Origin of the sequence: uncultured Ferrovibrio sp., from assembly GCF_937960835.1 — a bacterium.
GTDB lineage: Bacteria > Pseudomonadota > Alphaproteobacteria > Ferrovibrionales > Ferrovibrionaceae > Ferrovibrio.
Window position 1 is genome coordinate 72871 of the sequence record NZ_CALGPC010000018.1, and the last position, 22499, is coordinate 95369.

At 62.4% G+C, this 22499-nt stretch carries 29 protein-coding genes and 1 tRNA gene; 15 read left to right on the top strand and 15 right to left on the bottom strand.

The features are described 5' to 3' along the window. The first annotated feature begins 83 nt into the window (after window positions 1-83). The 6 genes from Q0603_RS17760 to Q0603_RS17785 all read left to right on the top strand — a co-directional run bounded on the left by Q0603_RS17760 (window position 84) and on the right by Q0603_RS17785 (window position 6169). Window positions 84-1481, top strand: coding sequence for a M20 family metallopeptidase (locus Q0603_RS17760; protein ID WP_298728213.1), 1398 nt, complete (start codon window positions 84-86; stop codon window positions 1479-1481). After that, on the top strand, window positions 1478-1951 hold the full coding sequence (locus Q0603_RS17765) for a YqaA family protein (RefSeq protein ID WP_298728215.1): 474 nt from the start codon (window positions 1478-1480) through the stop codon (window positions 1949-1951). Before Q0603_RS17760 ends, Q0603_RS17765 begins: the two co-directional genes overlap by 4 nt. A 60-nt stretch (window positions 1952-2011) precedes the next feature. After that, window positions 2012-3031 (top strand): amino acid ABC transporter substrate-binding protein, encoded by a 1020-nt coding sequence (locus tag Q0603_RS17770; RefSeq protein ID WP_298728217.1) that lies wholly within the window; start codon window positions 2012-2014, stop codon window positions 3029-3031. Between the two features lie 100 nt (window positions 3032-3131). Then, on the top strand, window positions 3132-4325 hold the full coding sequence (locus Q0603_RS17775) for an amino acid ABC transporter permease (RefSeq protein WP_298728219.1): 1194 nt from the start codon (window positions 3132-3134) through the stop codon (window positions 4323-4325). A 1-nt stretch (window position 4326) separates the two neighbouring features. Then, window positions 4327-5415 carry an amino acid ABC transporter permease gene (locus tag Q0603_RS17780; RefSeq protein ID WP_298728221.1) on the top strand — a complete coding sequence of 363 codons (1089 nt, stop codon included), beginning with the start codon at window positions 4327-4329 and terminating at the stop codon, window positions 5413-5415. A gap of 13 nt (window positions 5416-5428) precedes the next feature. Continuing rightward, window positions 5429-6169, top strand: a complete 741-nt coding sequence (locus tag Q0603_RS17785) for an amino acid ABC transporter ATP-binding protein (protein WP_298728223.1) — start codon at window positions 5429-5431, stop codon at window positions 6167-6169. A gap of 49 nt (window positions 6170-6218) precedes the next feature. Here Q0603_RS17785 and Q0603_RS17790 read toward each other — a convergent pair whose 3' ends face one another. Continuing rightward, window positions 6219-6539, bottom strand: coding sequence for an AzlD domain-containing protein (locus Q0603_RS17790; protein WP_298728225.1), 321 nt, complete (start codon window positions 6537-6539; stop codon window positions 6219-6221). Then, window positions 6529-7173: an AzlC family ABC transporter permease gene (locus tag Q0603_RS17795; protein WP_298728227.1), complete on the bottom strand. Its 645-nt coding sequence runs from the start codon at window positions 7171-7173 to the stop codon at window positions 6529-6531. Before Q0603_RS17795 ends, Q0603_RS17790 begins: the two co-directional genes overlap by 11 nt. A gap of 131 nt (window positions 7174-7304) precedes the next feature. On the opposite strand from Q0603_RS17795, the gene Q0603_RS17800 reads away from it, so the two are divergent. From Q0603_RS17800 to Q0603_RS17810, 3 genes are all read left to right on the top strand, one after another. Then, window positions 7305-7946: an ABATE domain-containing protein gene (locus Q0603_RS17800; protein WP_298728229.1), complete on the top strand. Its 642-nt coding sequence runs from the start codon at window positions 7305-7307 to the stop codon at window positions 7944-7946. 158 nt (window positions 7947-8104) lie between these two features. Continuing rightward, window positions 8105-9559, top strand: coding sequence for an HWE histidine kinase domain-containing protein (locus tag Q0603_RS17805; protein ID WP_298728231.1), 1455 nt, complete (start codon window positions 8105-8107; stop codon window positions 9557-9559). A 44-nt stretch (window positions 9560-9603) separates the two neighbouring features. After that, the gene (locus tag Q0603_RS17810; protein ID WP_298728233.1) at window positions 9604-10062 is read left to right on the top strand and encodes a response regulator; all 459 of its coding nucleotides are present in this window, start codon (window positions 9604-9606) and stop codon (window positions 10060-10062) included. On the opposite strand, the gene Q0603_RS17815 is transcribed toward Q0603_RS17810, so the two are convergent. The 8 genes from Q0603_RS17815 to Q0603_RS17850 all read right to left on the bottom strand — a co-directional run bounded on the left by Q0603_RS17815 (window position 10026) and on the right by Q0603_RS17850 (window position 15987). Then, the gene (locus Q0603_RS17815; protein ID WP_298728235.1) at window positions 10026-10637 is read right to left on the bottom strand and encodes a GNAT family N-acetyltransferase; all 612 of its coding nucleotides are present in this window, start codon (window positions 10635-10637) and stop codon (window positions 10026-10028) included. The two genes, Q0603_RS17810 and Q0603_RS17815, sit on opposite strands and share 37 nt — an antisense overlap. Window positions 10638-10647: 10 nt before the next feature. After that, window positions 10648-11502 carry a 3-mercaptopyruvate sulfurtransferase gene (sseA, locus tag Q0603_RS17820; protein ID WP_298728237.1) on the bottom strand — a complete coding sequence of 285 codons (855 nt, stop codon included), beginning with the start codon at window positions 11500-11502 and terminating at the stop codon, window positions 10648-10650. A gap of 26 nt (window positions 11503-11528) precedes the next feature. Then, entirely contained in the window at window positions 11529-12251 is a 723-nt protein-coding gene (locus tag Q0603_RS17825; RefSeq protein WP_298728239.1) for an alanyl-tRNA editing protein, read from the bottom strand. Between the two features lie 12 nt (window positions 12252-12263). Beyond that, window positions 12264-13265 (bottom strand): cysteine synthase A, encoded by a 1002-nt coding sequence (locus Q0603_RS17830; RefSeq protein WP_298728241.1) that lies wholly within the window; start codon window positions 13263-13265, stop codon window positions 12264-12266. A gap of 68 nt (window positions 13266-13333) precedes the next feature. Continuing rightward, window positions 13334-13981, bottom strand: coding sequence for an NUDIX domain-containing protein (locus tag Q0603_RS17835; RefSeq protein WP_298728244.1), 648 nt, complete (start codon window positions 13979-13981; stop codon window positions 13334-13336). Continuing rightward, window positions 13966-14415, bottom strand: a complete 450-nt coding sequence (locus tag Q0603_RS17840) for a gamma-glutamylcyclotransferase family protein (RefSeq protein WP_298728246.1) — start codon at window positions 14413-14415, stop codon at window positions 13966-13968. The genes Q0603_RS17835 and Q0603_RS17840 overlap by 16 nt, the downstream gene beginning before the upstream one ends. 101 nt (window positions 14416-14516) lie before the next feature. Next, window positions 14517-15401: a response regulator transcription factor gene (locus tag Q0603_RS17845; protein ID WP_298728247.1), complete on the bottom strand. Its 885-nt coding sequence runs from the start codon at window positions 15399-15401 to the stop codon at window positions 14517-14519. Between the two features lie 223 nt (window positions 15402-15624). Then, the gene (locus Q0603_RS17850; protein WP_298728249.1) at window positions 15625-15987 is read right to left on the bottom strand and encodes a helix-turn-helix domain-containing protein; all 363 of its coding nucleotides are present in this window, start codon (window positions 15985-15987) and stop codon (window positions 15625-15627) included. 112 nt (window positions 15988-16099) lie between these two features. Here Q0603_RS17850 and Q0603_RS17855 point away from each other — a divergent pair, with 112 nt between their 5' ends. After that, on the top strand, window positions 16100-16999 hold the full coding sequence (locus Q0603_RS17855; protein WP_298728252.1) for an NAD(P)-binding domain-containing protein: 900 nt from the start codon (window positions 16100-16102) through the stop codon (window positions 16997-16999). A 41-nt stretch (window positions 17000-17040) separates the two neighbouring features. On the opposite strand, the gene Q0603_RS17860 is transcribed toward Q0603_RS17855, so the two are convergent. Next, a complete protein-coding gene (locus Q0603_RS17860; protein ID WP_298728254.1) occupies window positions 17041-17682 on the bottom strand; it encodes a LysE family translocator in 642 nt (213 codons plus the stop codon). 111 nt (window positions 17683-17793) lie between these two features. After that, a complete protein-coding gene (locus Q0603_RS17865) occupies window positions 17794-18405 on the bottom strand; it encodes a TetR/AcrR family transcriptional regulator (RefSeq protein ID WP_298728256.1) in 612 nt (203 codons plus the stop codon). Between the two features lie 80 nt (window positions 18406-18485). Here Q0603_RS17865 and Q0603_RS17870 point away from each other — a divergent pair, with 80 nt between their 5' ends. Together Q0603_RS17870 and Q0603_RS17875 are read left to right on the top strand one after the other, a co-directional pair. Continuing rightward, window positions 18486-19112 (top strand): NAD(P)H-dependent oxidoreductase, encoded by a 627-nt coding sequence (locus Q0603_RS17870; RefSeq protein WP_298728258.1) that lies wholly within the window; start codon window positions 18486-18488, stop codon window positions 19110-19112. A gap of 70 nt (window positions 19113-19182) precedes the next feature. Next, window positions 19183-19857, top strand: coding sequence for a hypothetical protein (locus Q0603_RS17875; protein WP_298728259.1), 675 nt, complete (start codon window positions 19183-19185; stop codon window positions 19855-19857). A gap of 38 nt (window positions 19858-19895) precedes the next feature. Here the strand turns inward: Q0603_RS17875 and Q0603_RS17880 are convergent, their stop codons facing one another. Both Q0603_RS17880 and Q0603_RS17885 read right to left on the bottom strand, forming a co-directional pair. Further along, window positions 19896-20177: a hypothetical protein gene (locus Q0603_RS17880; RefSeq protein ID WP_298728261.1), complete on the bottom strand. Its 282-nt coding sequence runs from the start codon at window positions 20175-20177 to the stop codon at window positions 19896-19898. Between the two features lie 193 nt (window positions 20178-20370). Next, a tRNA-Asn gene (locus Q0603_RS17885) sits at window positions 20371-20445 on the bottom strand. A 151-nt stretch (window positions 20446-20596) separates the two neighbouring features. Here Q0603_RS17885 and Q0603_RS17890 point away from each other — a divergent pair. After that, window positions 20597-21019, top strand: coding sequence for a PaaI family thioesterase (locus Q0603_RS17890; RefSeq protein WP_298728263.1), 423 nt, complete (start codon window positions 20597-20599; stop codon window positions 21017-21019). A gap of 102 nt (window positions 21020-21121) precedes the next feature. Here the strand turns inward: Q0603_RS17890 and Q0603_RS17895 are convergent, their stop codons facing one another. After that, window positions 21122-21430, bottom strand: a complete 309-nt coding sequence (locus Q0603_RS17895) for a hypothetical protein (RefSeq protein ID WP_298728265.1) — start codon at window positions 21428-21430, stop codon at window positions 21122-21124. 94 nt (window positions 21431-21524) lie between these two features. Here Q0603_RS17895 and rplM point away from each other — a divergent pair, with 94 nt between their 5' ends. Both rplM and rpsI read left to right on the top strand, forming a co-directional pair. Continuing rightward, a complete protein-coding gene (rplM, locus tag Q0603_RS17900) occupies window positions 21525-21992 on the top strand; it encodes a 50S ribosomal protein L13 (protein ID WP_298728267.1) in 468 nt (155 codons plus the stop codon). Between the two features lie 2 nt (window positions 21993-21994). Next, window positions 21995-22483: a 30S ribosomal protein S9 gene (rpsI, locus tag Q0603_RS17905; RefSeq protein WP_298728269.1), complete on the top strand. Its 489-nt coding sequence runs from the start codon at window positions 21995-21997 to the stop codon at window positions 22481-22483. Window positions 22484-22499: the final 16 nt, after the last annotated feature.

Genomic DNA, 22499 nt, shown 5'->3' on the forward strand with positions numbered 1-22499 from the left:
GTTCCCCCGACTATCGCAAAGCCGCGCCGGGCTTTCCAGCCTGCGCGGGGGGCGTTAAGAAGGGGAGAGGAGGAGATTTGCCTATGACCCGAGACGCTGCCATTCGCGCTGCCACCTCTTATCTGGATGAGGGAGGTTTCACCGCCGATCTCGCGCGCCGTGTCGCTATCCCGACGGAAAGCCAGAATCCCGACCGGCGCGACGCCCTGGGCGAATACCTCGAGAAGGAAATGCGCGGCAGCCTCGAGGCTCTGGGTTTCCAGTGCACCATTCATCCCAATCCCTCCCCGAAGGGCGGGCCGTTCCTGGTGGCGATTCGGCGCGAGCCGGGCGCGGCCAAGACGCTGTTCTCCTATGGCCACGGCGATGTGATCCGCGGCCAGGAAGCGCAATGGCGCGAAGGCCTCAACCCATGGAAACTGGTTCAGGAAGGCGAGAAGCTTTATGGGCGCGGCACGGCCGACAACAAGGGGCAGCACACGGTCAATATCGCCGCGCTGGCGGCGGTGCTGAAGGCGCGCGGCGGCAAGCTGGGCTTCAATGTTGTGCTGCTGATCGAGACGGGCGAGGAGGTCGGCTCGCCCGGCCTCGATGCCTTCTGCGCTTCGCAGCGCGAGGCCTGGGGTGCCAATCTCTTCCTCGCTTCCGATGGACCGCGTCTGGACCCGAACCGGCCGACTTTGTATTGCGGCGCCCGCGGCGCGCTGAATTTCGACATGACCGTCGAACTCCGCAAGGGCGCGCACCATTCGGGCAATTGGGGCGGCTTGCTGGCCGATCCCGGCATCATCCTGGCGCATGCCATCGCCAGCATTGCGAGCCCCACCGGCCAGATCCGCATCCCTGAATGGGTGCCGAGCGAGTTGCCAGCCAGCGTGCGTCGCGCGCTTGCCGATTGCGAAGTCAGCGGCGGCAGCGACGGGCCGGAGATCGATACCTGGTGGGGCGAGCCGGGCCTGACGCCGGCTGAGCGCGTCTATGGCTGGTGCAGCTTCGACGTTTTGGCCTTCAAGACTGGAAACCCGGAAGCGCCGGTGAACGCGATCCCGGGCATCGCTACCGCGCATTGCCAGATCCGCTTCGTCGTCGGAACCGATCATAAGCAATTCCTGCCCGCGCTGCGGCGCCATCTCGACCGTCATGGTTTTCCGATGGTGCAGGTGGCGCAATCGCGTGCGGACATTTTCAAGGCGACGCGCCTCGATCCCGATCATCCTTATGTGCATTTTGCGCTCGACTCCGTCACGCGCACGACAGGGCGCAAGCCGGCTTTGCTGCCCAATCTCGGCGGCTCGCTGCCCAACGATGTGTTTTCCGAAACACTTGGGTTGCCGACCGTATGGGTGCCGCACTCCTACGCAGCCTGTTCGCAGCATGCGCCGAACGAACACGTTCTGCTGCCGGTGATGCGTGAAGGTCTGGCGATGATGGCCGGTCTGTTCTGGGATCTGGGCGAGGCGGATACGAACATCCTCGCGTGAGTCTCGATCCGGCCTTTACTCTCGAATGGGGCCTTGCGGGGCTGTTTCTATGGTCGCTCCTGGCAGCGACCATAGTGCCTCTTTCATCTGAAGCAGCATTGGCAACGGCGCGGGCAGTCGAGCTCGCGCCGACTCTTTCTCTCTTTGTAGTTGCCACCGCGGGCAATGTAGGCGGTGCACTGATCAATTGGGTGCTCGGAGCATACTGCCTGCGCTTTAAGCATCGGCGCTGGTTTCCAATCAACGCTGAGCAACTGCAAAAAGCATCAGAGCGGTTCAGCCGTTGGGGCGCAGCAATTCTCTTTTTCTCTTGGATTCCGCTCATTGGTGACCCGCTGACCTTTGCTGCCGGCGCTTTGCGTTATCCGTTGGCCCGATTTTTGATAGCGGTGACGGCGGGTAAGGCGGCGCGTTATGCTTTTGTCCTGTGGATAACTGACGTTGTCTTGCCCATTTTCGCAGCCTCGTGATAATTTTACGACCGGCCTGCGAAAATGCAGTCCAAGTCACAACAGGGAAGGGTAAATCAGATGAAGATTTTGAAGACGGCCGCAGCAGCGGCGGTGTTCGTGCTTGCTGCGCAAGGGGCCTATGCCGGCGCCACGTTCGACGCCGTCAAAGCCAAGGGCTATGTCCAGTGCGGCGTCAATACGGGTCTCGGCGGCTTCTCCGCGCCGGACGACAAGGGTGTCTGGAAGGGCTTGGACGTCGATATGTGCCGCGCTGTGGCCGCGGCGATGTTCGGTGATGCGGGCAAGTTCCGCCTCACGCCGACGACTCCACAGCAGCGCTTCACCGCATTGCAGTCGGGCGAGATCGACATCCTGACCCGTAACACCACCCAGACTCTGGCGCGCGATGCTTCGCTCGGTCTGATCGGCGCGGGCGTGAACTACTATGACGGTCAGGGCTTCATCGTCACCAAGAAGCTGGGCGTGAAGAGCGCCAAGGAACTGAACGGCGCCACGGTCTGCGTGCAGCCGGGCACCACCACCGAGCTGAACCTCGCGGACTTCTTCCGCGCCAACAAGATGACGTTCAAGCCCGTCGTCATCGAGAAGATGGACGAAGTGGTCGGCGCCTATGCTTCCGGCCGCTGCGACGCCTACACGACCGACATCTCGGGCCTGGCCGCCACCCGCGCGACGCAGCTTCCGAATCCGGATGACCACATCATCCTGCCGGAAGTGATCTCCAAGGAGCCGCTCGGTCCGATGGTGCGTCAGGGCGACGACCAGTGGCTGGTGCTGGTCCGCTGGGCCTTGTTCGCGATGATCGAGGCTGAAGAGCTCGGCGTCACCTCGGCCAATGTCGACGAAATGCTGAAGAGCGAGAACCCGAACATCAAGCGCCTGCTCGGCGTCACCCCGGGCATGGGCAAGAATCTCGGCGTCGACGAGAAGTGGGCCTACAACATCATCAAGCAGGTCGGCAATTACGGCGAAAGCTTCGAGCGTAATGTCGGCAAGGGCAGCCCGCTGAAGCTGGAGCGCGGCGTGAACGCGCTGTGGACTCAGGGCGGCCTGATGTATGCTTGGCCGGTGCGCTAAGCACTAGGAAGATGCGGTCCGGCGGCGAGACAGGGCGCTGCCGGACCTTTTTCCAAGCCTATAACGTTTCCTTTGTGTCAGTTTTTGCCATGGGGGGCACATGGCGTCTAATCCGATGAGCGGCGGTCAAAAAGCGCCAGCTCGGCGGCTGAGCTGGAACGATCCCGATGTTCGCTCGGTCGTCTATCAGATTGTTGCATTGGCAGCGGTCGGCCTGATCGGCTGGTTCCTGGTTTCCAATACGCTGTACAATCTTCAGACCCGCAACATTGCGTCCGGATTTGATTTCCTCAGCCGCGAGGCGGGGTTTGCGATCGGCGAGGGGCCGATCCCGTTCGAACCGAGCGACACCTACGCCCGGGCCATCTTGGTCGGATTGCTGAATACGCTGCGGATCGCGGTGATCGGGATCATCCTGGCGACGATCCTCGGCACCATCATCGGCATCGCCCGGCTGTCGAAGAACTGGCTGGTCGCCAAGCTGTCCAGCATCTATGTCGAGGTAGTGCGCAACGTGCCGCTGCTGCTGCAGCTTTTCTTCTGGTACGCGATCATTACCGAGACGATGCCGGGGCCGCGCTCGGCCTTTCACCCGTTGCCGGGCATCTTCATCTCCAATCGCGGCATCAAGCTGCCGGCGCCATCCGATCACTTCGCCTTCGATCTCGCTGGGCTGGGATTCCTGGTGGCGCTGGTTCTGGCGGTTATTGTCTCCCATTGGGCGCGTAAACGCCAGGATGCCACTGGGCAGCCTTTCCCGGTCTGGCGCACCGCAATCGCGCTCGTCATCGGCCTGCCGCTGCTTGGCTGGATCATCGGCGGCGCGCCGCTCGAACTCGACGTTCCGCGCCTGCAGGGCTTCAACTTTGTTGGCGGCGCGACCCTCACGCCGGAATTCGCGGCCCTGCTGGCCGGCCTTGTCATCTACACGGCGGGCTTCATCGCCGAGGTCGTGCGGTCCGGCATCCAGGCGGTCAGCCACGGCCAGTGGGAAGCGGCCGAGGCGCTCGGCTTGAAGCGCGATCAGGTTCTGCGGCTGGTGATCCTGCCGCAGGCGCTGCGCGTCATCATCCCGCCGATGACCAGCCAGTATCTCAACATCACCAAGAACAGCTCGCTCGCCGTGGCGATCGGGTATCCCGATATCGTATCGGTGGCGAATACCACGCTGAACCAGACCGGTCAGGCGATCGAGGGCATCCTGATCATCATGGCGGTATATCTTACCATCAGCCTGTCGATCTCGGTGTTCATGAACTGGTACAACAAGCATATCGCACTGGTGGAGCGCTGAGATGTCGAGCGTATCCGAATCTCTTCCGCCTCCCACAACGGCCACCGGTCCGGTAGCCTGGGTGCGCGACAAGCTGTTCTCGTCGCCGCTGAACACGGTGCTGACGCTTCTGTCGGTCTGGCTGCTGCTCATGACCTTGCCGCCGCTGGTCGAGTGGGGCCTGATCAACGCGCATTTCACCGCCGCTACTTCGGCGGAATGCCGTGCGTCGCCCGGCGCCTGCTGGGCCTTCATTGGGCAGAAATACCGCTTCATTCTCTTCGGCATCTATCCCTACGACGAGCAGTGGCGGCCGCTGCTGGCGGCGATCATTCTCACCTCGCTGATCGTGGTGAGCTGCATGCGGCGGTTCTGGAAGCCGCGGCTGGTCGGGATCTGGGCCGTTGGTCTCACCCTGGTCGGCATCCTGATGTGGGGCGGCGTCTTCGGCCTGACCTATGTCGAGAACACCAATTGGGGCGGCCTGCCGCTGACCCTGATCCTGGCCACCTTCGGCGTCGCCTTCGCATTTCCCCTAGGGGTGCTGCTGGCCCTGGGGCGCCGTTCGCGGATGCCGGCGATCAAGACGATCTGTGTGGTGTATATCGAGCTGATCCGCGGCGTGCCGCTGATTTCGCTGCTGTTCATGTCGTCGGTGATGTTGCCGCTGTTCCTGCCGGAAGGCTTCACCATCGACAAGCTGCTGCGCGCGCAGATCGCCATCATCATGTTCGCGGCGGCCTACATCGCCGAGGTGGTGCGTGGCGGCCTGCAGGCGATCCCGAAGGGGCAGTATGAAGGCGCCGATTCTCTGGGCCTGAGCTACTGGCAGAAGATGGGACTGGTCATTCTGCCGCAGGCGCTCAAGATCGTTATCCCGCCGATGGTCAGCCTGTTCATCGCCGTCTTCAAGGACACGTCGCTGGTCGTCATTATCGGCATCTTCGATCTGATGAATGCGACCAAGACCTCGCTGGTCGACCCGGCATGGCGCGGCTTCTCCATCGAAGCCTACCTGTTCATATCGGCCATCTACTTCGTGTTCTGCTACTCCATGTCGAAATACAGCCAGCAGCTCGAAAAGCAGCTGGCCACCGGACATAAGCGCTGAGGATTAAACAACCATGGCTGCGCCTATTATCGAACTGCAACAAGTCAACAAGTGGTATGGCGAGTTCCACGTCCTGAAGAACATCAATCTCAGCGTGGCGCGCGGCGAGCGTATCGTGATCTGCGGTCCGTCCGGGTCCGGCAAGTCGACGATGATCCGCTGCATCAACCGCCTGGAAGAGCATCAGCGCGGCCACATCATCGTGGACGGCACCGAGCTGACCAACGATCTCAAGAATATCGAGGCGATCCGCCGTGAGGTCGGCATGGTGTTCCAGCATTTCAATCTGTTTCCGCATCTGACGGTGCTGGAAAACCTGACGCTGGGGCCGATCTGGGTGCTGAAGAAGCCGAAGGCGGAAGCCGAGGCCACCGCGATGAAGTATCTGGAGCGCGTTCGCATCCCGGAACAGGCGAAGAAATATCCGGGCCAGCTTTCCGGCGGTCAGCAGCAGCGCGTCGCCATCGCGCGGTCGCTGTGCATGAACCCCAAGATCATGCTGTTCGACGAGCCGACCTCGGCGCTCGATCCGGAAATGGTCAAGGAAGTGCTGGACGTGATGATCCAGCTCGCGGAAGAGGGCGGCATGACCATGCTGTGCGTCACGCACGAAATGGGCTTCGCCAAGGCCGTGGCGCATCGCGTGATCTTCATGGATCGCGGCGAGATCGTCGAGCAGAACAAGCCCGACGAATTCTTCGCCAATCCGCAGAACGAGCGCACCAAGCTGTTCCTGAGCCAGATCCTGCACTGATCCGGCTCAGGCTCGCCCCATTAGATCGGCGCGTAGGGCGGCGCGGGGTTCAGATCAGGAATTGTCGCAAGCCTACGGCAATCGCCATGCCGAGGGCGATGGCCGTCATCGGCTTGCGCAGGATCAGCATGGCGGCGATGGCGGCCGCAAGACCGGCCCACATCGCCTCGTCACCATTCATGGCCGCAGCCGTGACGATGGCGACCAGCACGCCACCCGCCATGTGACGCAAAAAGCGCTCGATCCCCGGCGTGATGGTGACATTGCCCATCAGCCAGAAGCCGCCAAGCCGCGTCGCCAGGGTGACAACGGCCATCCCGACAATCGCCGCGACGGAGATCCAGTTCAGGCCGATCAGGTCACTTGTCATGGCGCCACAATCCGGCCAGCCCGGCGCAGGCGCCGCCGATGAGGATGTACCAGTTGCCCGGCAGCCAGAGCAGGGCCCCTGCGGTGCCGCCGATGGCCGCCAGCCAGGGCAGAATGTCGCCGCGGCCGCGATACAGTCCAATCACCGTGGTGGCGAAGACGCCGGCAATCAGGACGTCCAGGCCCCAGCGCTTAGGATCAAGGCCGGCGCTGCCAATCAGGGCGCCCAGCAAGGTGCCGCCGACCCAGACCGGCCATTGCATGATGATGGTTCCGGCCAGGATGCCGAGATCGCGCCGCCCGCGCGTGACTTCCTGCATGGTGATTGCCCAGCCACCATCGGTCATCCCGGCGGCCATCAGCATCACCCAGCGCCGCGGCAATCCAGCGAAGAAGGGATGCAGCGCTGCTCCCATCACCACATGCCGGGCATTGACCAGCAAGGCGGTGAGGGTGAGGGCCACCAGCGGCAGGGGCATCGTCCATAAGCCCAGCACGGCGAATTGCGCACTGCCGGCAAAGACGAGCGCGCTCATCAGCGTAGCGTCGCCCGGCGGCATCACGGCGCCCGCTGCCGCACCGAAGGCCACGCCAAAAGGAAAGGCGCTGATGCTGAAAGGCACCGTCAGCCGCATGCCATGCCACACACCGGAGCGGGTAAAACTGGGAGGCGCGGAGTTTTGCGGCTCCACCTGTTGAATTGCGTCTGGCATGGCGGGGAAGCTAGGACTTGGCGGTATTTCAGTCAACCAGTATGCTGGTTAGTATGACCCAGCCGCTGCGCGTTCTGACCATCGAGCTTCTCGGGGGCCATCCGGTCCTCGATTTCATCAACACGCTCGACTGGCGCGACCGTGAAGCGCAAGCCGGCGGCCCCGTGGAACTGCTGGTTTCCTACGATGCGCTGCTTGCCTGGACAAGACGGCTCAATCTGGTCGGCGCGGAAGAAGCCGAGGCATTGGCAGCCGAGGCGATCCGCGATGCAGCAGCGGCGAATGCCGTGCTGGAGCAGGCCAAGGTTTTGCGGGAAGCAGTCTACCGGCTGCTGGCTGCAGCCAAGACCGGGCAGGACCCGGCGGATGATGATCTGACCTGCGTGAATAGCTTGCTCGTTGCGGCGCCGGCCACCTTGCAGGTTTCGCCGAAAAACGGCGGTTATTCCTGGGTCCGCCGGCAAGCGGCGGCAGGCTTGCAGGTGCCGGTGATTCGGCTGGCACATCTCGCGGCCGAATTGCTGACCTCCGATCATCTGGATCGCATTCACCGCTGCGCCGGCCCGGGCTGCGGCTGGCTGTTTCTCGATACGAGCCCCAATCGCCGCCGCCGCTGGTGCTCGATGGAGGCCTGCGGCAATCGCGCCAAAGCGCGCCGGCATTACCAGCGGGTCAAACGCCAGGCCGATCTTTAAGCCTGGCACGGCTGGCCCGCTGCGCGGGTATTGCCGCGCCAAAGCTCCCGCATCCAAACGGCAGAGCGATTTTTTCTGCCTCCAAATTGCCTGGATGTGGGTTTAACACACGAACACCGTGCACAATCGACTCGCAGCCGCGATGCGGCGGAGGTGTGATGAGTGAAGTGGAAATGTCCCGGCCGCACTTAGCCTTCGCCAAGCAATTCGATGGCAGCGAAGCTGTGCTCAAAACGCCGCCGCGCTTCGTCGACATGCTGCCGATCGCGGTTTACGCCTGTGACGCGGACGGCCGCATCTGCTGGTTCAATCGCCATGCCGTGCAGATCTGGGGACGGATTCCGCAATTGGAAGACGGTCAGACGCGGTTCGGCGGCGCCCATAAACTCTATGAAATCGATGGCAGTGAGCTGCCGCCTGATGAAGCGCCGATGGCGCAGGTTCTAAGAACCGGCCAGCCCCTGCGCGGCAAGGAACTGATTGTCGAGCGCCCGGATGGTTCACGCAGCATCGTGCTTGCTTTCATCGATCCGGTGGAAGATGCCGGGGGTAATGTCGTCGGTGCCATCAATTGCTTCCATGACGCCAGCCGCCACAGGCAGGCGGAGGATGATCTGCGCGAGCGCGAACGCTGGTTCCGCGAATTGCTGGAGAGCCTTCCGGCGGCTGTTTACACCACAGATGCGGAAGGCCGCATTACCTTCTACAACGCCGCCGCCAAGGTGTTCTGGGGCGTTACGCCGGTGATCGGAGAAAGCCGGTGGTGCGGTTCCTGGCGCATCTACAGGCCCGATGGCGAAGCCTTGCCGCATGATCAATGCCCGATGGCGGTTGCGATCAGGGAGCGTCGCGCCATCCGCGGAGAGGAAGCCATCACTGAACGGCCGGATGGAACGCGGGTGCCGTTCATTGCCTATCCGACGCCGCTATTTGATGCCGATGGAACGATCACCGGCGCCGTCAACATGCTGGTCGATATCAGCGAACGCAAACAAGCGGAAGAGCGCAAGAAGGTTTTGATCGACGAGCTCAATCATCGCGTCAAGAATACGCTGGCCACTGTGCAATCGCTGGCCGTGCAGACGTTTCGGGGCGTCGGCCTGCCCAGCGAGGCTTGCCGGATCTTTGACGGACGCCTCTTTGCCCTCAGCAAGGCGCATACGTTGCTGACCTTTTCGGGCTGGACGAATGCCGATCTGAAAACCCTGATCGAGAATATCCTCGAGCCCTACAGCAACAGCGGAAACAGCATCCGCCTGGCAGGAATGCCCGTTCGGCTTACCCCGCGGGCGGCGCCGCTGTTCGCCATGATTCTGCATGAACTTGCGACCAATGCCGCAAAGTATGGCGCTCTGTCGGCAGAGACAGGAGCGATCGACATAGAATGGACTACCCGGGAAAGCGAAACCGGGCATATGCTTCAGGCCGTATGGCAGGAATCCGGCGGGCCGGAGGTGCGGCCGCCGCATAGGCGTGGCTTTGGAAGCCGTCTGATTGAACGAGGCGTAGCCGCTGAACTGAAAGGCGATGCCGTCATCGCCTATGAGCCGAGCGGGCTTCGCTGCACCATAAACATTCCGCTGGCGGCAACCCCAGCGGCCGAAAATCACTAGCCGGTAGATCAGCGATGGGAATTCGCTCGACAGGCAACAACGATATGGCACGGTTCGATTTATCCAGTGCCTCCCTGGAGGGATTGAAAATCCTCGTCGTTGAGGACGAGGCTATCGTGTCCTTCATGATCGAGCAGGTTTTAAGCGATCTCGGCTGCTCCGCCATATGGCTTGCGGCCAGTGTCGCGGAGGCTGATGAGACGCTGAACCGCCATCAGCCGGATATGGCGATTCTGGACGTCAATGTCGGCGGCGATCTGATCTTCCCGGTGGCCGAACGCCTGCAGAATGGAGGTATCCCGTTTGTCTTCACCACCGGTTATGGCCGCACCGGCTTGCTGCAGTCCTGGCTGCATTGCAAGGTCGTGCACAAGCCTTATGACGTGGAGATGCTGCTTAACGCCTTGAGCTCGGCCTGGATGCTCAAGCAGGCAGGGCCGAATTCGCCGCAACAGCTTTGTATTAATTACCAACGCGGGTCGAACAGCGCTTCGCGCGTCTGATAGGGGCGGAAGCCAAGCTTCTGATACAGCGGCAATGCTGCCGGATGATCCAGGTTGCAGGTATTCACCGTCAGCCGCCTGGTGCCATAGCTGAAGGCCTGGCGTATCCCGCAGCGCAGCAGCCATGGGCCAAGACCGCGGCTGAAGAATTCCGGCATCAGGCCGAAATAGGCGATGTTGATCGGCTTCAGCTCGCTGTTGGCTTCGTCGCGGCGATCCAGTTCGATATAGCCAGCCGGCACACCGCCGACATACGGCACCCAGATTTCGACTTTCGGATCGTTGATGATCTGCGACAGGGCAACGTCGCTCAGCCGGTGCCGGTCCACCCAATGCCAGGCGCGGCCCACCGCTTCGTAGAGATAGCGGTAGAAGCTCACCGTAGGATGGTCGAGCTTCATCAGGGCCAGTTTCGGTACCAGAGGCGGCGGATTGGGCGTCTCGGGTGGTGCCTTGGTCATTTCTAGATAGACGACGGTGACGTTGTAGCGGCCGTCGCTTTGCAGTTGCGCCGGCGGCAGGCGGAAGACTGCCGGTTCTACCGTTCCGTTGCCGGTCTGCGGCGCCTCTGCCATTGCTCCGGCCTTACCGCTCTACCGGCAGATCGGGGCGGCCGCCCCATTCCGTCCAGGAGCCGTCATAGACGGCAACCTGACGGTGGCCGAGCAGATGCAGGCCGAGCGCAAGAGCGCAGGCTGACACACCGGAGCCGCAAGTGGTGGTAACAGGCTTGGTGAGATCGAGGCCTGCTTTTTCGAAAATCCCGCGCAGCGCATCGGCGGATGCGAACTGTCCGGTCTTAGGATCAGTCAGCATGGAGGCCGGCACGTTGAGCGAGCCGGGGATGTGACCGCCGCGCAGGCCGGGGCGGGGCTCGGGCTCAGTGCCGTTGAAGCGGCCGGCGCTGCGCGCATCCAGTACCTGCTCGCGATGGCTGGTGAGATTGGCGCGCATCTGATCGACGTCGCGCACCAGCAGGTCGTTGCGCCGCGCGGTGAAATGACGCTCACGCGGCAGCGGCGGAAGGTCCTCCACCGGACGGCCCTCGGCCATCCATTTCTTCAGGCCGCCATTCAGCACGGCGACATCTTCATGGCCGAAGACGCGGAACATCCACCATGCGCGCGGGGCGGAGAGGTGGTTGTCCGATCCGTCATAGATGATGATGCGGTTGCCGTCGCCGATGCCCAGCCGGCGCATGCGGGACGCGAATTTCTCCGGGCTCGGCAGCATATGGGGCAGGTTGCTGTCGGTGTCGGAGATTTCGTCGATGTCGAAATAAACGGCGCCGGGAATATGCTGCGCAGCATATTCCTCTTTGCCGTTGCGGTTCATGTGCGGCAGATACCAGGAAGCATCCACGATGCGCAGGTCAGGCGCTGTCAGATGATCGGCCAGCCATTGGGTCGATACCAGCGCATCGGCATTCACGTAATCCATGAAAACACTCCCTGGAGCCACATTCGTCAGGCGGCGAATTCGATATTGACGCGGCGATTCTGCCGTCCCTTGTTTTCAATCTTGCGCACTGTCACCAGACCGATCTCGCCGGTCTGTTTCACATGGGTGCCGCCGCAGGCCTGCAGGTCCAGCGGCTTGTCCACGCCATGAACTTCGACCAGGCGTACGCGCCCCAATCCCATCGGCGGCTTCACCGCCATTGTCTTCACCAGTTCGGGATTGCTGAGCAGTTCCTCATCGCTGATCCAGCGCGCCGTGACCTTGTGATCGCCCTGGATCAGCTCGTTCAGCTTGGCGGTCAGCGTTTCCTTGTCGGGGATGCTGTCGGCCATGTCGAAATCGAGCCGTCCCTTGCCATCGCCGACCTGCCCGCCGGTAACGGGGAAGGGGACCAGCGCAGAGAGCAGATGCAGGCAGGTATGCATGCGCATCAGCCGGTGCCGGCGTTCCCAGTCGATTTCCAGCCGTCCGGTGGCGCCGACCTTCAGCGCGGCGCTGCCCGCGCCCGGCTTGTGGATGACGCCATCGGGGCCATCGCCCTTCACGGTGTCGGTGATCTCGACGACCTCGCCGCTATCCAGCACCAGACGCCCGATATCGCCCGGCTGCCCGCCGCCCAGCGGATAGAACACCGTCTTGTCGGTCTGGAAACCGCGCTCGTCGATGGCGGTAATCACCGCCTGACACTGGGGCAGATAAGCATCCTCACGAAACAGCAACTCGGTCATCGCACTCTACTTTCACTCCAACCAGCTCGGGACCGGCAGGTTCTTGCTGCGCAAAAACTCCGGATTGAACAACTTGCTCTGATAGCGCGCGCCACCATCGGCCAGGATGGTGACGATCGTGTGGCCCGGGCCCATCTGCTTGGCCAGCCGGATTGCCGCCGCCACGTTGACACCGGTCGAGCCGCCCAGCACGAGGCCTTCATAGCGCAGCAGATCGAACACCACCGGCAGGGCTTCTTCGTCAGGGATCTGAAAGGCCTCGTCCGGCGTAATGCCTTCCAGGTTCGCCGTGATGCGGCCCTGGCCGATGCCTTCGGTGATCGAGCTGCCTTCGGCCTTCAGCTCACCATGCTTGTAATAGTGATACAGAGCGGCGCCCATCGGATCGGCCAGCGCCACCTGCACCTTCGGATTACGCTCCTTCAGCGCCATCAGCACGCCGGCGAAGGTGCCGCCCGAACCGACCGCACAGGTGAAGCCGTCGATCTTGCCGTCGAGCTGCTCCCAGATTTCGGGACCCGTCGTGCGGTAATGCGCTTCGCGGTTCGCGACGTTGTCGAACTGGTTCGCCCAGATCGCGCCGTTGGGCTCGGTCTTGGCCAGTTCCTCGGCCAGGCGGCCGGAATATTTCACGTAGTTGTTCGGGTCTTTATAGGGCACGGCGGGCACTAGGCGCAGATCGGCGCCGCAGAGCCGCAGCATGTCCTTTTTCTCCTGGCTCTGGGTTTCCGGCATGACGATCACGGTCTTGAAGCCGAGCGCATTGCCGACCAAAGCCAGGCCAATGCCGGTATTGCCGGCCGTGCCTTCCACGATGGTGCCGCCCGGGCGCAGTTGGCCCTTGGCGATGGCATCTTGGACGATGAACAGAGCGGCGCGGTCCTTTACCGAGCCGCCCGGATTCATGAATTCCGCCTTGCCGTAAATCTCGCAGCCGGTCATCTCGGAAGCGCGGCGGAGGCGGATCAGCGGGGTCTTGCCGATACTGTCGATGAAGTCTTTGCGGATATCCATGACGGGCTCGATATGGTGGGTCCAGGCCGAAAAATCTCTCCCCGGAACCATCCTATACCGAGGGGGGGTTAGGGTCGCAACCCGCGGGGGTCTTCCCAGCGTTGGCGCAGTCGGTCGCGGTATACCGCCAGCCACAGCAGGCCGATGGTGGCCGGCGAGTTCGGCATTTTCCCAGCTTCCCACTGGGCAAAGGCTTCCTGGAAGGGCAGGGCGAAGACGCGGATATCCTCATGCTCGTCTTTCAGACCATAGACGCCATTGGCCTGAGAGGCGTCGACCTGGGCGCAATACATGTAGAACCGTTCCGAACAGAAGCCGGGCGTCGAATAGACCATGTTGATCGGGATCAGCGGCCCGATGGCTTCCAGTCCGCTTTCTTCCTTCAGCTCCCGGCGGCAGACATCCTCGATGTCTTCGCCATCCTCGATCAGCCCGGCGACGATTTCCACCATCCAGGCGGGATCGTTGTTGAACAGCGCCGAGGCGCGGAATTGTTCGATCAGCACGACTTCGTCGCGCTTGGGGTCGTAAGGGATCACCGTCACCGCATCGCGGCGCCAGATCACCTCGCGGCTGATCTCATCGCTCATGCCCCCGGCATACAGGCCGTGTCGGAGGATCAGCTCATCCACCTTGAGATGGCCGCGAAAGACGCCTTCCTGGCGGATCAGTTCCACCGGCATGGGTTGCAGCTTGGTATTCACGGGTTGGCGCATGGAAACAGGCCCTGATTCTGGAGGCTGGAGAGGAAGCTGGTTTTATGGCGGCGCAGCCAGGTTTCGAAACGCCAGTCGCCATGGGATGGCGTCAAGGCAGGCTCGCCCGTGGCGTCACGCGCAGGCAGGAAAACAAACGCGCGGCATGACCCGGCGGCGCCAACGGGACGCACCGGCAAGGCGCGCGTCAGATATTCCGGCCCCTCATAGGCGGCGAGGCGCAAGGCATCCTCGGCGCGGGCGGGGGCGAACAGCAGGCCATCCACCTTGCTGCCCGGCGAGGGCACCAGGATGGGATAGCTGCGGCCGCACACCTGCTTGCGGCGGAAGCCGGTCAGCACCGCCGCCCGCAATTGCCGCGGGCTGGGCCGGTAGCCCAGCACGAACTGGCGGATATCGGGATCACAAAGCGTGCCGTAAAAGAAATACTGCATGGACCTGGTAGTTAATGGAGATGCGCGGTCTTCGCAAAGTTCTCGCAGTGACCGAATGCGGACGCGCCGCTCGGCCGTGACGGTAACCGTGACAGCAAGCGTCAGCGCGCCGCCGTCTCGGCTTCGCGCTCCAGCAGGCGCAGCGCCAGCGATGCCGCCTGGGTGCGGTTGAAGACCTGCAGCTTGGAGAAGATCTGGCGCAGATGCGCCTTCACGGTCACTTCCTGCACGCCGAGCCGGATCGCGATGGCCTTGTTGGAATCGCCCTGGCTGACCCATTTCAGCACTTCACGCTCACGCTCGGTAAGCGCCGCCAGACGCGGATCGGGCGGCTCTTCCGCCGGCGGACGCGGTATGGCGATCTCGTCGGCATTCTCCAGTTCCTGGCGCAGGCTGCGCAGCAATTCGCGGTCATCGGCGCCGGCGCGTGCGCGGTCGGCCAGGTGCGCGAATTTCGCCGCAGCGATGTAGCTCGGCAGGAAATCCTCATAGAGCCGCAGCGCCTTCACGACCGTCAGAATCATGCTCTGCTGCGTGATCTCGGTCTTTTCCTTGTAATCGTTGATGCCGTGGTTCGAGATCACGGTCAGCGGCGGCGCCTGGCCGGGCTGGCCGGTGCGCACGACGATCTGCACCGACTTGTTGCCGAGTTCGTTGCGGATGTAATCGACCAGCGCGAGCCCGGCATGCTCGGTCTCCATCACCACGTCAAGCAGCACGAGGGCCGTGTCCGGGTTATTGCGCAGCAGCTCGCGCGCTTCCGCCGCGCTATAGGCGCTGAGGAATTGCAATCCCCGCTTGCGGTAGTTGAAGTTGCGCAGCAGCAGCTTGGTCAGCGAATGCACGTCGGGTTCGTCGTCGACGATCAGCACCTTCCAGGCGCTGGCCTGGGGCGGACGCGGACCGTCGTGGCGGTCGTCGCCTACGTCATCGGCGTATCTGATCGAGCCGTTCGACAAAGCCATCATCTCCTTGGAGGGGCGCATTCTAGCGTAACCGCAGCACAGCCGGAACGCGTCCGCTGCGACAAAAATTGGATTTTTAGCGCGAATTTTCCAGAGTAGCGGGTAAATGTTATTCAACCGCTCCAGGATCGGAGAATGTGGTTCAGCGGCGCCGCCCTTGGTCTTAGCAGAGTTCTTCAGACTAAAGTTTAAGATGTGATTTCAACTGCAACAGTGGGCGGATTGGTTCGATTCCATAAGTCGCTTACCGGGATACCGTCTGCTCGGGCAGCGGCTCTGCCGGATAGCGCCCGGTCGCCTTGGCATAGGCCTCGCCCCAGTCGGCCATCGGTGCTAGAGCTGCGTTCAGGCTGTGCCCCCATTCGGCCAGTTCGTATTCCACCCGCGGCGGCACCTCACGGTAGACATGGCGGGTGATCAGCTTGTCGCGCTCCAGCTCGCGCAATTGCTGGATCAGCACCTTTTCGCTGGCGCCTTCCACGCGGCGCTTCAATTCGCCGAAACGCAGCCTGCCATCGCGCAATTCCCATAAGATGACGGCCTTCCATTTGCCGCCGATCACTTCAAACGAGGGGCCGATGCCGCAGGCATAAGTTTTTTTCGCCATGTTTCCCGCCGTTACATACCTGCCGGTGCGTAGCTGACAAATTGGTCCGTACTTGTCGGAGGGGATATAGCGGCCCCAGTTGAGCGTCTCCACATCAAAAAGGAGACTATCAATGACAGATGTGACGATTGTCGGCCTTGGGCAAATGGGCGTTGCGCTTGCCGATCTGATGCTCAAGGCGGGCAGGACGGTGACGCTGTGGAACCGCAGCGCGGAGAAGGCCGCAGCCCTGGTCAAGCGCGGCGCAAAGCTGGCTGTGACGCCAGCCGAAGCAATTGCCGCCAGTCCGCTGACGCTCTTTATCGTTTTCGACCACGCCGCCGCCGACGCAATCCTCGCCAGTCCGGGAGCAGCCCCAGCCTTGCACGGCCGCCTGATCATCAATCTCGGCACCGGCAGCCCGGAGGATGCGCGCAGCGCCGCCAGCTTCGTCGAAGCCCATGGCGGCCGCTATCTCGATGGCGCGATCCAGGCGGCGCCAAGCCAGATGGGCCAGCCGGATACGCCGATCCTTGTCAGCGGCCAGCAGGCCGTCTTCGCGGAGGCGGAGGCTGCGTTGAAAATCCTCGGCGGCAACATCGTCTATCTCGGCGAGCGGATTGAAGCCGCCGCTGCGGCGGATCTGGCGACCTTGTCCTACGTCTACGGCGCCTATGCCGGCTTCCTGCATGGCGCGCGGATCGCCGAGACCGTCGGCATCGATGTCGCCGTCTATGGCAGACTGGTCAACGTCATGTCGCCAAGCTTTGGCGCTTTCTTCGAGCATGAAAGCAAGGCGATCCAGTCAGACGACTTCACGGTGACGGAAAGCCCGCTGCGCATCTCGATCCCGGCCGTGGCCCGCATTCAGCAGATTTCTGCATCGCTGGGGCTCAATACGGAACTGCCCCGCATGATGAATGGCTGGCTGCGGCAGGCGCAGCGGGCGGGCCTTGCCGATCAGGAACTGGCCGCGCTGATCAAGATTCTGCGCACGCCCACAAGCGCGCCGCGGAAGATGGAAACGGTTTGAACCGACATCGCTTCGGGCCGCTCAGCCGGCCCGAAGCATTCTTACTGAAGCCGCGTGGTGAGAATCTTCAGGCCCGCAGCGCCGAAGGCGACGGCAAAGACGCCTTCGAACCAGCGCCGCAGCCGCATGTAGCCCCTGATTGTCGGCGCGCTGGAAAACAGCAGCGCATAACCATGGAAAATCAGCGTGCTCTGGATCGCCACGGCAAGGATCACTATCGCCAGTGCCTGCGGCGGGGTCTGCGGCGGTATGCCTACGGCATAGAGCGAACCGAAGAACAGAATGGCTTTCGGATTGGTCAGATGGATCGCAAGCCCGCTCGCATAGGCGCGTTTGAGCGACAGATAGACGCCCTCGCGCGGCTTCAGTTCGCCCGGCTTCAGTTCGTCCGGCTTCATCGCCGACCTGGCGGATTTGAAGGCGAGGTAGAGGAGGTAGCCCGCGCCGCAATAGCGCATCGCTTCTAACACCCAGGCATTGGCCAGCATCGCCGCGCCAAGACCGAAGGCTGCCGCCACGGACCAGATCAGCGAGCCGGTGCTGACGCCCGATGCCAGTGCCAGGCCGTATTTGCGGCCCGATTTCATCGACGCGCCGGCAATTGCCAGCGTCGCCGGACCGGGGCTGCCGGTGGCCAGAAGGGCGGCGAGAAGAATGAGCGGAAGATTGATGTCGCCAAGCATGACGCCAGCTTGGTCTCGTTCAGCAGACCAAGGCAAGTGCCCAGATGTATCGATACAATGACGGATCGCTACGATCCCGGCCTGAGGAAGCGCTGATCCCGTGAAGCGGCGTTATTGCCGCTGCACCATCGCCATGATCACCGCGCGCAGTTCGTCTTTCGCCTGCTGCGGCGTGATCTCGCCGTTGGCGGCGGCATCGGAAAGCGCTTCAGCCGCGCCCGCCATTGCCCGCAGCCCCGCAAGCGTGATGCCGCGCGGACCGGCGAAGGGGGCGAGGGCGGCGCGGCATTTCTCCAGATAGACCGCCTCGCATTCGCGCCGGACGGCTTCCAGTTCGGGCGATCCGGCCAGGGCAGCGATCACGCCGGGGATCTCGCGGCCCTGCGACAGCACGCAATCAACGAAGGCCGCGGCGATGACGGATGCGCGGTCATCCAAGGTCGGCGCGCTCGCCGCCAGGGCTGCGTCCATCAGTTCGGTCTGGCGCACATCGAATTCGCGATACAGCGCCGCCAGCAGGCCAGCGCGCATGCCGAAATGATCGTAGACCACAGGCTTGGTCACGCCCGAGCGCTCGGCCAGCCGGCCAAGCGTTAGCGCATCGCTGCCTTCCTCGCGGATCAGCGTCCAGGCCATCTCCATGAGCTGCCGATGCCGCTCGTCGCGCGACAGGCGCCGCCGCGCGGTTTTGCCGGTCTGCCTGCTTGCCTTGGCTTTTCCCATCCCTATATACCAAAAGTAACTTACTAAAAGTATATAAAAGCATGCCTCGAAATTCCAGTTCACACAAGGAGTTAGGCCTCATGCACGCCCTGATCGTCACAGCGCATCCGAATCCCGCCTCGCTGACCAACAGCATCGCCCGCGAGATCGCGGCCGGCGTCACGGAAGCCAATCCCGCCCATAGCGCCGAGATCGCCGACCTTGCCGCGGAAGGCTTCGATCCGCGCTTCGGTGCTGCCGATTACGCGGTGCATCGCCGGATGGGAGGGCCGCCTGCGGATGTCGCGGCCGAACAGGCGCGGATCGACCACGCCGATACCTTGGTGCTGGTCTATCCGGTTTACTGGTGGTCGATGCCGGGGCTGCTCAAGGGCTGGATCGATCGGGTCTTTTCCAATGGCTGGGCCTATGACGAGCGGCCAGGCAGCGGCACGACCAAGAAGCTGCAGCGCCTGACGGTTCATCTTGTCGCCATCGGCGGCGCCGATGCCGGCCTCTATGCGCGGCATGGCTACGACACCGCCATGAAGACCCAGATCGAGCATGGAATCTTCGACTATTGCGGTGCGCGCGTCGTGCGCTCGGAAATGCTGCTGGAAGCGGATACGCAAGACCCCGCCATTCATCTGGCGCGGGCCCGCGCAATCGGCCGCGAACTGCTCAGCGCAGCGGAGCAGGAAAAGGCGGCAACCAAACTGCTAGCATAACTTTGCAGTCTGCGCTCTATATTGTTGAGCGACACCGATAAGTCGGTGAGACATAGAGCGCAGGATTTGCATGGCATCTGACAGAGGTTCCTGTCGCCGCCGCAGCCTCAAGGGGCTGCGCCAGTTCGTTGATCTGGAACAGCAGCGCGATTGGATGGAAGGAAAGATAAGCCTGCGCGATACTGGTGAGCGCGCGGAGTCGCCAGAGTTACGCTTCAAATACGTTCCGCGGTTCCAGAAGCTGCTGCGCCGTTCGCAGGCGCCGGAGGTTCTGGATATCCTCCGGATCTATGGCCAGAGCTGCGTTCCCGTGCCACGGCAGACCGAGCGTCACTATTGGTCCGTATCGTGCCTGCCATCGACCACCGACAGACCGCTTATCCGGGTCAATGCGAGCTGGATGGAGCTTTTCACGATCTATGCAGACGGCGAGGGCATCCGCGCGAGATGCATCGTGCATCTCTCCGATTTTACCACCGATCATTCCCTGGGACAGAACAGCTTGGACGAAGCCTTTTTCGAAGGTTGTGTGGCGGAGCCGGAGGACATCAGTTATTTTTTCCCGCGCGGGGACGATATCTTTGTCGTCAAAATCCGCGGCTCCGCATCGATCCGTAAATTCCTGGCAAATCCGCGTGCCTTGCGTGCCATCCGCCGGTTCAACCTGACGCATATGAACCGCGGGCGGAATGCCTATCAGGCGAGCCACTGCTACAGCCTGGCGGATTACATAGTGGGAGACTGAAAAGTGGGGCACCGAGGGGGGCCCCTTGGCCGCAGCGCTTACTGCTGCTGCGACTTGCTCTGTTCGAGCATGGCTTCCAGTTTGCTGCGCTGGGCGGTCAGTGCCGCAACATCCTTCATCAGCCGGCCGATGGTGTCGCGTTCCTTGCCGATGGCCATTTCGAGCTCGTGCGCCCGCTGGGTGCGGCGGGCGATCTCGCTGCGGCTCCAGTCATAGGCGAGGTTGGCGCGCTTATGCGCGGCGATCGCCTGAAGGATGACGAAGACCACGCCGGGGACGCCAATCAGGAAGAAGGCAAGGATCAGAAGGACGGTCGACATGTCAGCAACCCAACCCCGAAGCGGATAAGCGAAAGCTCCCGAAGAACGGTCCGGCTCCCCCCGCAGCGGCAGAACCGGCGCACGCTCTACCAATAGGCTTACTATATTAGTAAACCGCCGCACATGCCCGGCGCGGCAGAATGACGCTGGCCGGAGCCGTCCGAAACCGAAGGTGTCTGACTTTTGGGGAGAATGGCTCCCAGGGAGGGATTCGAACCCCCGACCGGGCGGTTAACAGCCGCCTGCTCTACCACTGAGCTACCTGGGATCAGTGCGGCGCGCAACCTAGCGACAGGCGCTTCGAACTGCAAGTCCCGTCAGCAAAATTTTCGCCCGGCTTTTCGCCATCTTACGTAACGGCCGGACTTTTCGTCTGTCCGCCGCGATGCTAAGCGGAAATAAGGGGAGGGCCGCAGCGCATGAAGATGGACAAGGCCGAACTGGCTGCTTTTCTGGACCGGGAATTTCCGCAGATGCGCTCGTCGCAGTTTCGTATCGATTCGTGGGACGGGCAGAAGCTGCGGCTCAGCATGCCGATCGACGAGCGCCATCTGCGCCCCGGCGGCACCGTCTCTGGCCCCACGATGATGACCTTGGCCGACTGCGCTGCCTATCTGCTGATCCTGGGCCTGATCGGCCCAGTGGCGCTGGCGGTCACGACGAATCTGAACATCAACTTCCTGCGCAAGCCGGGCGTCCACAGCCTGACGGCAGAGGCCACCATGCTCAAACTGGGCAAGAGCCTGGCGGTCGCCGAGATCACGCTGCTGTCGGATGGCAGCGGGGACGATCCGGTGGCCCATGCGACTCTGACCTATTCGATTCCCCCGGCGAAGAAGTAGCTGGCGCGGATAAGCAGGCGCGACGAAGGTTTGATCGAGCCGCCTCGTTCCCATCATGTTCTGATGGACCTTAGGCACGGCAGGGGGCTGCATTCCCTGTGTCTAAGTGGGCAGGGCCAGAAGCATTTCAAACGGAGCGGAATAGGCTGAAACGGTCAGGGAACGAGCCAGAACGGATCCAAACGAGTCGAAACGGGCTGAAACGGGCTGAAACGGGCTCAATCGGTTCCCAACGATGCGAAACGGTGCAGAAAGGCTCAATTTGATATCACCGCAATCATTGATATCACGCCGCGTAGGCAGAATGGCGTAAGTTTCTGTATTTTTACTTAAGTTGTTGAAATTACTAATATCGTTTATTGGTATTATAGTACCGCTCTGTAAATCTTTGAAATTCTGTGCGGATTGCATTTGACTATGCGCGCGAAATCGCCATAGTGCGCGCCGATCCGCCCGTGGCACGGCCTTATGGCCTTTCCCGGGCTTCTACCCGTTAGGAAGTGCGATGAAGACCTACAACGCTAAAGAGTCCGAAGTGGACAAGAAGTGGGTGCTGATCGACGCTGAGGGCCTGGTGCTGGGACGGCTTGCCTCCCTGATCGCCATGCGTCTGCGCGGCAAGCACAAGGCGATCTTCACCCCGAACGCCGATACCGGCGATCATGTCGTGGTGATCAACGCCGAGAAGGTGCGCGTCACCGGCCGTAAGGCACAGCAGAAGACCTTCTACTGGCATACCGGCTACCCGGGCGGCATCAAGGGCCGCACCATCGGCGAGGGCCTCAATGGCCGCTTCCCTGAGCGCGTCATCATCAAGGCCGTCGAGCGCATGCTGCCGAAGGAAAGCCCGCTTGCCCGCCGCCAGCTCACCAAGCTGAAGGTCTATAAGGGCCCGAACCATCCGCACGAGGCGCAGCAGCCCGTGAAGCTGGATGTGGCCGCGCTCAATCCGAAGAATAAGAGGAACGACTGATCATGGCCGAGGCACGTACACTCGCTGATCTGAGCAAGAGCGATCTCGCCGGCAAGGCCGCTCCCGCCGCTGCCCAGGGCACCGGCGAGCGCAAGCTGGACAAGTTCGGTCGCGCCTACGCCACCGGCAAGCGCAAGGACGCGGTCGCCCGCGTCTGGCTGAAGCCCGGCACGGGCAAGTTCATCGTGAACGGCAAGGAGAGCACCACCTATTTCGCTCGCCCCGTTCTGCGCATGCTGCTGCAGCAGCCCTTCGTGGTGACCAACCGCACCGGCCAGTTCGACATCTACGCCACCGTTTCCGGCGGCGGCCTGTCGGGCCAGGCGGGCGCCCTGCGGCATGGCATTTCCAAGGCGCTGACCTATTTCGAGCCGGCGCTGCGTCCGGCCCTGAAGGCTCAGGGCTTCCTGACCCGCGACCCGCGCGTGGTCGAGCGCAAGAAGTACGGCAAGCCGAAGGCCCGCCGCAGCTTCCAGTTCTCGAAGCGCTGATCACTTACCGCTACTT

Bases quoted from the DNA above. Each gene is read 5' to 3' on its own strand.
- Q0603_RS17760 (WP_298728213.1), top strand. From the start codon at position 84: ATGACCCGAGACGCTGCCATTCGCGCTGCCACCTCTTATCTGGATGAG.
- Q0603_RS17770 (WP_298728217.1), top strand. From the start codon at position 2,012: ATGAAGATTTTGAAGACGGCCGCAGCAGCGGCGGTGTTCGTGCTTGCT.
- Q0603_RS17775 (WP_298728219.1), top strand. From the start codon at position 3,132: ATGGCGTCTAATCCGATGAGCGGCGGTCAAAAAGCGCCAGCTCGGCGG.
- Q0603_RS17780 (WP_298728221.1), top strand. From the start codon at position 4,327: ATGTCGAGCGTATCCGAATCTCTTCCGCCTCCCACAACGGCCACCGGT.
- Q0603_RS17785 (WP_298728223.1), top strand. From the start codon at position 5,429: ATGGCTGCGCCTATTATCGAACTGCAACAAGTCAACAAGTGGTATGGC.
- Q0603_RS17790 (WP_298728225.1), bottom strand. From the start codon at position 6,539: ATGACAAGTGACCTGATCGGCCTGAACTGGATCTCCGTCGCGGCGATT.
- Q0603_RS17795 (WP_298728227.1), bottom strand. From the start codon at position 7,173: ATGCGGCTGACGGTGCCTTTCAGCATCAGCGCCTTTCCTTTTGGCGTG.
- Q0603_RS17800 (WP_298728229.1), top strand. From the start codon at position 7,305: ATGACCCAGCCGCTGCGCGTTCTGACCATCGAGCTTCTCGGGGGCCAT.
- Q0603_RS17805 (WP_298728231.1), top strand. From the start codon at position 8,105: ATGAGTGAAGTGGAAATGTCCCGGCCGCACTTAGCCTTCGCCAAGCAA.
- Q0603_RS17810 (WP_298728233.1), top strand. From the start codon at position 9,604: ATGGCACGGTTCGATTTATCCAGTGCCTCCCTGGAGGGATTGAAAATC.
- Q0603_RS17815 (WP_298728235.1), bottom strand. From the start codon at position 10,637: ATGGCAGAGGCGCCGCAGACCGGCAACGGAACGGTAGAACCGGCAGTC.
- sseA (WP_298728237.1), bottom strand. From the start codon at position 11,502: ATGGATTACGTGAATGCCGATGCGCTGGTATCGACCCAATGGCTGGCC.
- Q0603_RS17825 (WP_298728239.1), bottom strand. From the start codon at position 12,251: ATGACCGAGTTGCTGTTTCGTGAGGATGCTTATCTGCCCCAGTGTCAG.
- Q0603_RS17830 (WP_298728241.1), bottom strand. From the start codon at position 13,265: ATGGATATCCGCAAAGACTTCATCGACAGTATCGGCAAGACCCCGCTG.
- Q0603_RS17835 (WP_298728244.1), bottom strand. From the start codon at position 13,981: ATGCGCCAACCCGTGAATACCAAGCTGCAACCCATGCCGGTGGAACTG.
- Q0603_RS17840 (WP_298728246.1), bottom strand. From the start codon at position 14,415: ATGCAGTATTTCTTTTACGGCACGCTTTGTGATCCCGATATCCGCCAG.
- Q0603_RS17845 (WP_298728247.1), bottom strand. From the start codon at position 15,401: ATGCGCCCCTCCAAGGAGATGATGGCTTTGTCGAACGGCTCGATCAGA.
- Q0603_RS17850 (WP_298728249.1), bottom strand. From the start codon at position 15,987: ATGGCGAAAAAAACTTATGCCTGCGGCATCGGCCCCTCGTTTGAAGTG.
- Q0603_RS17855 (WP_298728252.1), top strand. From the start codon at position 16,100: ATGACAGATGTGACGATTGTCGGCCTTGGGCAAATGGGCGTTGCGCTT.
- Q0603_RS17860 (WP_298728254.1), bottom strand. From the start codon at position 17,682: ATGCTTGGCGACATCAATCTTCCGCTCATTCTTCTCGCCGCCCTTCTG.
- Q0603_RS17865 (WP_298728256.1), bottom strand. From the start codon at position 18,405: ATGGGAAAAGCCAAGGCAAGCAGGCAGACCGGCAAAACCGCGCGGCGG.
- Q0603_RS17870 (WP_298728258.1), top strand. From the start codon at position 18,486: ATGCACGCCCTGATCGTCACAGCGCATCCGAATCCCGCCTCGCTGACC.
- Q0603_RS17875 (WP_298728259.1), top strand. From the start codon at position 19,183: ATGGCATCTGACAGAGGTTCCTGTCGCCGCCGCAGCCTCAAGGGGCTG.
- Q0603_RS17880 (WP_298728261.1), bottom strand. From the start codon at position 20,177: ATGTCGACCGTCCTTCTGATCCTTGCCTTCTTCCTGATTGGCGTCCCC.
- Q0603_RS17890 (WP_298728263.1), top strand. From the start codon at position 20,597: ATGAAGATGGACAAGGCCGAACTGGCTGCTTTTCTGGACCGGGAATTT.
- Q0603_RS17895 (WP_298728265.1), bottom strand. From the start codon at position 21,430: ATGCAATCCGCACAGAATTTCAAAGATTTACAGAGCGGTACTATAATA.
- rplM (WP_298728267.1), top strand. From the start codon at position 21,525: ATGAAGACCTACAACGCTAAAGAGTCCGAAGTGGACAAGAAGTGGGTG.
- rpsI (WP_298728269.1), top strand. From the start codon at position 21,995: ATGGCCGAGGCACGTACACTCGCTGATCTGAGCAAGAGCGATCTCGCC.